This is a genomic window from Streptomyces sp. NPDC001002, from assembly GCF_053599215.1.
Genome location: NZ_JBSFLV010000069.1, coordinates 40,819 through 48,961 on the forward strand (window position 1 = coordinate 40,819; position 8,143 = coordinate 48,961).

Consider the following 8,143-nt stretch of genomic DNA (forward strand, 5'->3'; position numbering starts at 1 on the left):
CGTCCGCATGTCAGTCCTTGAGTTCCAGCACGCCGGAGATCCCGGCGCCGGGGGAGGGCACGCCGTCCAGCGTCGCGTCGTCGGCTATCCGGCCGTCGAAGAAGCTGATCACCCGGTCCGCCGCGCTGGCCAGCCGGGCGTCATGGGTGACCAGCACGATCGTCTGGCCGCGTGCGTGGAAGCGGGACAGCAGCCGCATCACCTCGCGGGTGCCCTTGCTGTCCAGGCTGCCCGCGGGTTCGTCGGCCAGCAGCAGCGGCGGGTGGTTGACCAGGGCCCGGGCCAGCGCGACCCGCTGCTGCTCGCCGCCGGACAGCTCACCCGGCATGCTCCGCTCCTTGCCCACCAGGCCCAGCTCGGCCAGCAGCTCCTCCCGCCCGGCGCGCGCCTGCTTCGGTGCGGTCCCGGCGAGCAGCGCGGGCAGCTCCACGTTGTCGGCGACCGACAGGTTCGACACCAGGTTGAAGAACTGGAAGACAATCCCGATCCGCTTGCGGCGCTCCATGGCCCAGTGCGCCTCGCTCCACGCGTTCGCGCACGCGCCGTCCAGCCAGATGCTGCCGCCGTCCGGCCGCTGGAGCCCGCCGAGCAGGTGCAGCAGCGTCGACTTGCCGGCGCCGGAGGGACCGGTGACGGCCACGAACTCGCCCTGCCGGACGCGCAGATCGACCCCGCGCACGGCATGCGCCGGGGCGCCCTCGCCGTAATGCGTCTTGACCAGGCCCTCGGCGCGCAGCACGGGAGCGGGACCGTCGCTCACTCCAGCTCCTCCAGCTCTTCCTGGCACCGCTCCAGCCAATCCAGGTCGGCCTGCAGGTGCAGCATCGCGCCCTCGATGAGCAGGTGGGCGATGCGGTTGTCGCGGTTCTCGGCTGCGGCCAGCTTCGACAGGCCGCGCATGGCGGTCAGGTACTGGCGTCGCTGTTTGTTGATCAGGGCGATCTGGTCGGCGAGACCCGACTGCGGAGCGAGCGCCAGCTTCATGAAGAACTCGTCCCGCACCCGCGGCTCGTCCTCGGGCTCCTCGAACCAGACGCGCAGCTCTTCCCGCCCGGATTCGGTGAGGTGGTAGACCTTCTTGTTGGGCCGGCTGGACTGCTCGACGTCCTCGCCCTCGATCAGTCCCTGCTTCTCCAGGCGGCCGAGGGTCACGTAGATCTGGCCGACGTTCGGCTGAGGGTACGCGGACCCCAGCAGTTGCTCAAGGTCCTGCTTGAGCTCGTAGCCATGGGCCGGGCCGCGCGCGAGGAGAGCCAGGAGGGGCAGGCGCACGTGGGCAGTCCTCCCGTCTGTGTGATGTGCTCCAGGCCCTAGTATCGCCCATACCTAACAGGTATACATGGCTTCGGACCCAGGGCGAAGATGCCCGGCGCCGCTGTACTGGGAGGAACCTATGCGGTGGATGCGTGCCGCGGGTAGGGGCCTCCTCGTATCGGTGGTGGTCCTGAGCGGGTACGTCGCCTCGGGCGCGCATGCCGAGGACGGCATCGGCGCGGACCGCGGCCCGCTGACCCTGGCCACCGCCGGAGACCTCACCGGCTATCTCGGCCCGGTCCTGGACGGCTGGAACCGCACGCATCCCGGCGAGCGGGTCGAGCTCGTCGAACTCCCGGACTCCGCCGACGAGACCCACGCGCAGATGGCCAGCGACCTGCGCGCCGGCGACCGCAGCCGGTTCGACGTCCTCAACATCGACGTCAGCTGGACCGCGGAGTTCGCCGACGCGGGCTGGATCCGCCCGCTGCCCCCCGACCGGTTCCCGCTGGACACCTTCCTGAAGGGGGTCCGGGGCACGGCGACCTACGACGGGCGGCTGTACGCCGTCCCGTACGTCACCAACGCGGGCCTGCTCCTGTACCGCAAGGACATCCTCGCCAAGGAGGGCGTCCCGCCGCCGCGCACCTGGGCCGAGCTGGAGCGCGACGCGAGGACCATCGCGCCGAAGTACGGACTCGACGGCTACGCGGGCCAGTTCCTGCCCTACGAGGGGCTCACCGTGAACGCGGCCGAGGCCGTCTACTCGGCGGGCGGAAGCATCCTCGGCGAAGAGGGCGCCAAGGTCACCGTCGACTCCGCGGCGGCCCGCGAGGGCATCGGGTTCCTCGCCCGCGGGGTGCGCGAGGGATGGATCCCGAAGGCGGCGCTGACGTACAAGGAGGAGGAGTCCAAGCAGGCCTTCCAGGACGGCCGGCTGCTCTTCCTGCGCAACTGGCCCTACGCGTACGTCGGTGCGTCGGCCAAGGGCTCGCCGGTCGCCGGCAAGATCGGCGCCGTACCGCTGCCCGGGCCCGACGGGCCGGGGGCCAGCGTCCTCGGCGGCTCCAACCTGGCCGTCAACACCCATGCGCGGCACCCCGATTCGGCCGCGCGCCTGATCGCCTACCTCACCGGCGAGCGCGTCCAGCGCCAGGTCCTCACCCGCGGCGCGCTGCCGCCGGTGCGGGCCGCGCTGTACGAAGACCCGGCGCTCATACGGCGGTTCCCGTATCTGCCGACCCTGCGCAAGGCCCTGCAGACGGCCAAGTCCCGTCCCAAGAGCCCCCGTTACGACCAGGTGAGTCTGGTGGTGCAGGCCGTCGTGCAGGACGCGATGAACGGGCACGTCACGCCGAAGGCGGCGGTGGCACGGCTGGCGGGGGAGCTGGCCGCCATTCCCGGGCGCTAGAGCGCTAGTTACTTGTTAAGTAACGCGGCGGTCTCCTTTCGCCTCTTCATGGGTCACTAAATCACCATTTGACTGGTCAACTCCTCAGTAGCTTCCGCCTACTCGTTGACACCCTCGCGACATGCCTACTTAACATGCATGCATGCTGAGTAAGTACCGCTGGTGGCGGGACGCGGTGATCTATCAGGTGTACGTCCGTAGCTTCCTGGACAGCACCGGCGACGGCATCGGCGATCTGGCCGGGGTCAGGGCCGGGCTGCCGTACCTCAAGAAGCTCGGTGTCGACGGGATCTGGCTGAGCCCCTTCTATCCCTCGCCGCAGCACGACCACGGCTACGACGTGGCCGACTACTGCGACGTGGACCCGCTCTTCGGCGACCTCGCCGAGTTCGACCTGCTGATGGGCGCCGCGCGGCGGCTCGGCGTCAAGGTGCTCCTCGACATCGTCCCCAACCACTGCTCCCACGAGCACCCCTGGTTCCAGGAGGCGCTCGCCGCGGGACCCGGCAGCGCGGCCCGGGCCCGCTTCCACTTCGCCGACGGCCGGGGCACGGACGGCGCCGAGCCGCCCAACAACTGGCACGCCATGTTCGGCGGTCCGGCCTGGAGCCGGGTCACCGAGGCGGACGGCCGGCCCGGCCAGTGGTACCTGCACATGTTCACGCCCGAGCAGCCGGACTGGAACTGGCGCAGCCCCGAGGTCGCCGCCGAGTTCGACCGCACGCTCCGCTTCTGGCTCGACCGGGGCGTCGACGGCTTCCGCATCGACGTGGCCGCCGGCCTCTTCAAGCACCCGGACCTGCCCGACTCCCCGGACCCGGAGGCCGACGCCCGTACCCGCGACTCGGTCAACCCGCTCGCCTGGAACCAGCCCGAGGTGCACGACGTCTGGCGGCACTGGCGCGCGGTGTGCGAGGAGTACACCGTACGGGACGGCGGCGAACGCCTCCTCGTCGGCGAGGTCTCGGTCCCGACCGCCCGCGAACACGCGCGGTACGTCCGCTCCGACGAACTCCACCAGGCCTTCTTCTTCGACCTGTTGAGCGCGCCCTGGAACGCCGACGCCTTCCGCAAGGTCATCACCGAGGCCATGCAGGACATCGCCGGCACCGGCTCCACGGTCACCTGGGTCCTCAACAACCACGACCAGGTCCGCACGGTCACCCGCTACGGCGAACCCGCCACCGAGGGCAGCGGTCTCGGGGCTGCCCGAGCCCGGGCCGCCGCGCTGCTCATGCTGGCGCTGCCCGGAGCCGCGTACATCTACCAGGGCGAGGAGTTGGGGCTGCCCGAGGTCGTCGATCTGCCCGACGACGTGCTCACCGACCCGATCTTCCGGCGCACCGGCAGCCGGGCCCGGATCCGTGACGGCTGCCGGGTGCCGCTGCCGTGGTCGGGACAGGCCTCGCCGTTCGGCTTCACCTCCGGCGCCGAGGGCGCGCGGCCCTGGTTGCCGCAGCCCGAGTACTTCGCCGAGTACGCCACCGACCGCGCCCTCGCCGACACCCGTTCCTTCTGGCACCTGTACCGCGACGGCCTCCAACTGCGTTCTCAGCTGCCCCAGTTGGGCGAGGGCTCGCTCACCTGGCTGGAGACCCCGCCCGGCGTCCTCGGCTTCGTCCGCGGGGACGGCCTCGTCTGCGCCGTCAACTTCGGTACGGCGCCGGTGCCCGCGCCGGTCTCCGGCACCCTCTTGCTGTCCAGCGGTCTCTGTCCGGCCGGGGTGCTTCCCGGTGCGACGGCCGCCTGGTGGATCAACGATCTCTGATTTCAGACACACCGTCACCTGCCCATCCCCCGAAGGGACATCAACGATGATGCGACGACGTACCACCCTCCTCACCGGCTGCACCGCCCTGGTCCTCACGCTCGGCGCGACCGCCTGCGGCAGCGGCGACCCGGTCTCGGCCGGTGGCGGCGACAAGGCGCTGGCCGGGCAGACGGTCGGCGTGGCCGGTGTCTGGTCCGGCAGCGAGCAGAAGAACTTCCAGAAGGTGCTGGACGCGTTCAGCGCCAAGACCGGCGCCAAGACGACGTTCACGTCCACCGGGGACAACGTCTCCACCGTCGTCGGCAGCAAGATCGAGGGCGGCAACGCACCCGACGTCGTGATGGTCCCGCAGGTCGGCGTGCTCCAGCAGTTCGCCCAACAGGGCTGGCTGCAGCCGCTGTCCGCGACCACCCAGCAGTCCGTGGCCGCCAACTACGCCCCTGTGTGGAAAAACTACGGCAGCGTCGACGGCACCCTCTACGGCCTCTACTTCAAGGCCGCCCACAAGTCGACGGTCTGGTACAGCCCCGACGCCTTCGAGCAGGCCGGTGTCACACCGCCCACCACCTATGCCGACCTGCTGAAGGCCGGCCACACGCTCTCCGACTCCGGCCTCGCCGCCTTCTCGATCGGCGGCCAGGACGGCTGGACCCTCACCGACTGGTTCGAGAACATCTACCTCTCCCAGGCCGGACCCGAGAAGTACGACGCCCTCGCCACCCACAAGCTGAAGTGGACCGACGCCTCCGTGGTCAAGGCGCTCGGCACCCTGGGCACGCTCTTCAAGGACAAGCAGCTGATCGCGGGCGGCCAGAAGGAGGCCCTCAACACCGACTTCCCGGGCTCGGTGGAGAAGGTGTTCGGGCCCCAGCCGCAGGCCGCCATGGTCTACGAAGGAGACTTCGTGGCCGGGGTCGCCAAGGACCAGTTCGGCAAGACCATCGGCACGGACGCCAACTTCTTCCCCTTCCCCGCGGTCGACGGCGGCTCGGCCCCCGTGGTCAGCGGCGGCGACGCGGCCGTCGTCCTCAAGGACGGCAAGAACGCCAAGGCCGGCATGAAGCTCCTGGAGTACCTCGCCACCCCCGAGGCGGCCGCCGTGTGGGCGAAGGCGGGCGGCTTCCTGTCCCCGAACAAGAAGCTCGACCTCGCCTCCTACGGCGACGACGTCACCCGCGCGACCGCCAAGTCCCTTGTCTCGGCCGGGGATTCGGTCCGCTTCGACATGTCCGACCAGGCGCCCGCGGCCTTCGGCGGCACCAAGGGCGCCGGTGAGTGGAAGCTGCTCCAGGACTTCCTGCGCGACCCCTCGGACCCGAAGGCGACCGCGGCGCAGCTGGAGAACGCGGCGGCCAAGGCCTACAAGGGCTGACGGCCATGACCGCGACCCTGGTGAAAGAGACGAGTCCACCACCCGCGAGCCCGCACGCCGAACGCGCCCGGCGCGCCCGCCGACGGGCCTGGATCGTCGGCCTGCTCTTCGTCTTCCCCGCGCTGCTCCTGCTGGGCGCGCTCGTCGTCTACCCCGTGCTGTTCTCGATCGGCCGCAGCTTCTTCGACGCGTCCGGAAGCAAGTTCGTGGGCGGCGACAACTACACCGAGATGTTCCGCGACCCGGCCACCCTCACCGCCGTACGCAACACGGCGATCTGGGTGGTGGTGGCGCCCACCCTGCTGACCGGGCTCGGGCTGATCCTCGCGGTGCTGGTGGAGAAGGTGCGCTGGGCGACCGCCTTCAAACTGCTGCTGTTCATGCCCATGGCCGTGTCCTTCCTGGCCGCCGGCATCATCTTCCGGCTCGCCTACGACGACGACCCGGACAAGGGCGTCCTGAACGCGGCCGCGGTCGGCGTGCACGACGTCTTCAAGGGCACCTCCGAGTACCCCACCGCCCGCGCCCGCACCGGCCAGGGCCTGGCGGCGGGGCCGGACGGCTCGTACCGCACGACCGCGAGCGTGTCGCCGGGCGACTCGGTGAACCTCGGTCTGGTGGGCGTCGCCCCGAAGGACCTGCCGAGCGGCGCCGAGTCCGCCTACGCGGCGGCGAACCGGACGGCGTCCGCGGATGAACTGCGCGGCGTGGTCTACCTCGACTTCACGCTCGGCGGCGGAGGCAAGCAGGGCGTCGTCGACCCGAAGGAGAGCGGGCTGCCGCGGATGACGGTCCAGGCGGTGCGCGACGGGAAGACGGTCGCGAGCACCAGCACCGCCTCCGACGGCTCCTTCCGCTTCACCGGCCTCGACCCCGGTTCGTACGCGGTCCAGTTGCCGGGCTCGAACTTCGCGCAGCCCTACCAGGGCATCTCCTGGCTCGGCCCGACCCTCGTCACGCCCGCCATCATCGGGGCCTACCTGTGGATCTGGACCGGGTTCGCGATGGTGCTGATCGGCGCGGGCCTCGCCGCGCTGCCCCGGGACGCGCTGGAGGCGGCGCGGATGGACGGCGCCAACGAGTGGCAGATCTTCCGGCTCATCACGGTGCCGCTGCTCGCGCCGGTGCTCACGGTGGTGTTCGTGACCCTTGTGATCAACGTGATGAAGGTCTTCGACCTCGTGTACATCATCGCGCCCGGCCCGGTGGCGCAGGACGCGGCCGTCCTCGCCACCCAGATGTGGCTCGTGTCCTTCGGCGGTGGCAACAACCAGGGGCTCGGCAGCGCGCTGGGCGTCCTGCTCCTGGTGCTGGTGATCCCGGCCATGGCCTTCAACGTCCGGCGCTTCAGAAGGAGTCAGTGATGAACGCGATCAGGCGCGGCCTGGGCAACGGGGTGGTGCAGGCCTTCCTCGTCGTGGTCGGACTGGTGTGGCTCACGCCCCTCGCCGGGCTGCTGCTCTCCTCGATGCGCTCCACCAAGGACTCGTCCAGCAGCGGCTGGTGGACCGCGTTCACCAGCCCGGGCCAGCTCTCCCTCGACAACTACTCGGCCCTGCTGGAGAACGCGGGCATCACCCGCGCCTTCTGGAACACCGTGCTGATCTCGGTCCCGGCGACCACCCTGGTGGTCGTGCTCGCCGCACTGGCCGCGTACGCCTTCGCCTGGCTGGACTTCCCCGGCCGCGAGCCCGTGTTCCTGGTCGTGGTCGCGCTGTTGGTGGTGCCCGTGCAGATCGGCCTGCTGCCGGTGGCCAAACTCTTCGGCACGCTCGGGCTGTTCGGCACGATCCCCGGAGTGGTGCTGTTCCACGTGGCGTACGGACTGCCGTTCGCGGTGTTCCTGCTGCGCAACTACTTCGCGGAGATGCCCAAGGAGATGCTGGAGGCCGCCCGGATGGACGGCGGCAGCGAGTGGCGGATCTTCACCCGGCTCGTGCTGCCGGTGGGCCGGCCGGCGATCGCCAGCCTCGCCATCTTCCAGTTCCTGTGGGTGTGGAACGACATGCTGGTGGCGCTCCTGTTCGCGGACGCCTCCTCGCAGCCGCTGACCGTGGAACTCCAGTCGCAGATACGCCAGTTCGGCAGCAACATCGACGTACTCGCGCCGGGCGCGTTCGTGTCGCTGATCGTGCCCGTGGTGGTGTTCTTCGCCTTCCAGCGGCACTTCGTGCAGGGCGTGATGGCCGGCTCGGTGAAGTGAGGCGCCGACACGGTGAGTTGAGGGAGTGACAAAGAGACGGGGTGCGGTGAGGAGATCCAAAACCCCACCCCCCGGGGGTCAACAACTGTGCGGTGGGTACACCTACCGCGGCAGCACGGAAAAGCACACCGA

The 8,143-nt window shown here is 70.2% G+C and carries 7 protein-coding genes; 5 read left to right on the forward strand and 2 right to left on the reverse strand.

Translation table 11 applies throughout. The features are described 5' to 3' along the window. Positions 1-10 precede the first annotated feature (10 nt). Positions 11-760 (reverse strand): ABC transporter ATP-binding protein, encoded by a 750-nt coding sequence (locus ACWDR3_RS28225; protein ID WP_450355373.1) that lies wholly within the window; start codon positions 758-760, stop codon positions 11-13. Then, on the reverse strand, positions 757-1,272 hold the full coding sequence (locus ACWDR3_RS28230) for a PadR family transcriptional regulator (protein ID WP_402347109.1): 516 nt from the start codon (positions 1,270-1,272) through the stop codon (positions 757-759). The genes ACWDR3_RS28225 and ACWDR3_RS28230 overlap by 4 nt, the downstream gene beginning before the upstream one ends. Positions 1,273-1,393: 121 nt before the next feature. On the opposite strand from ACWDR3_RS28230, the gene ACWDR3_RS28235 reads away from it, so the two are divergent. The 5 genes from ACWDR3_RS28235 to ACWDR3_RS28255 all read left to right on the forward strand — a co-directional run bounded on the left by ACWDR3_RS28235 (position 1,394) and on the right by ACWDR3_RS28255 (position 8,011). Beyond that, positions 1,394-2,665, forward strand: coding sequence for an ABC transporter substrate-binding protein (locus ACWDR3_RS28235; RefSeq protein WP_450355374.1), 1,272 nt, complete (start codon positions 1,394-1,396; stop codon positions 2,663-2,665). A 142-nt stretch (positions 2,666-2,807) separates the two neighbouring features. Further along, a complete protein-coding gene (locus ACWDR3_RS28240) occupies positions 2,808-4,433 on the forward strand; it encodes a glycoside hydrolase family 13 protein (RefSeq protein ID WP_450355375.1) in 1,626 nt (541 codons plus the stop codon). A gap of 46 nt (positions 4,434-4,479) precedes the next feature. Continuing rightward, positions 4,480-5,808 carry an ABC transporter substrate-binding protein gene (locus tag ACWDR3_RS28245; protein WP_450355376.1) on the forward strand — a complete coding sequence of 443 codons (1,329 nt, stop codon included), beginning with the start codon at positions 4,480-4,482 and terminating at the stop codon, positions 5,806-5,808. Positions 5,809-5,813: 5 nt separating this feature from the next. Beyond that, positions 5,814-7,172, forward strand: coding sequence for an ABC transporter permease subunit (locus ACWDR3_RS28250; RefSeq protein ID WP_450355377.1), 1,359 nt, complete (start codon positions 5,814-5,816; stop codon positions 7,170-7,172). Beyond that, positions 7,172-8,011 (forward strand): carbohydrate ABC transporter permease, encoded by an 840-nt coding sequence (locus ACWDR3_RS28255; protein ID WP_450355378.1) that lies wholly within the window; start codon positions 7,172-7,174, stop codon positions 8,009-8,011. Before ACWDR3_RS28250 ends, ACWDR3_RS28255 begins: the two co-directional genes overlap by 1 nt. The last annotated feature ends 132 nt before the right edge of the window (positions 8,012-8,143 follow it).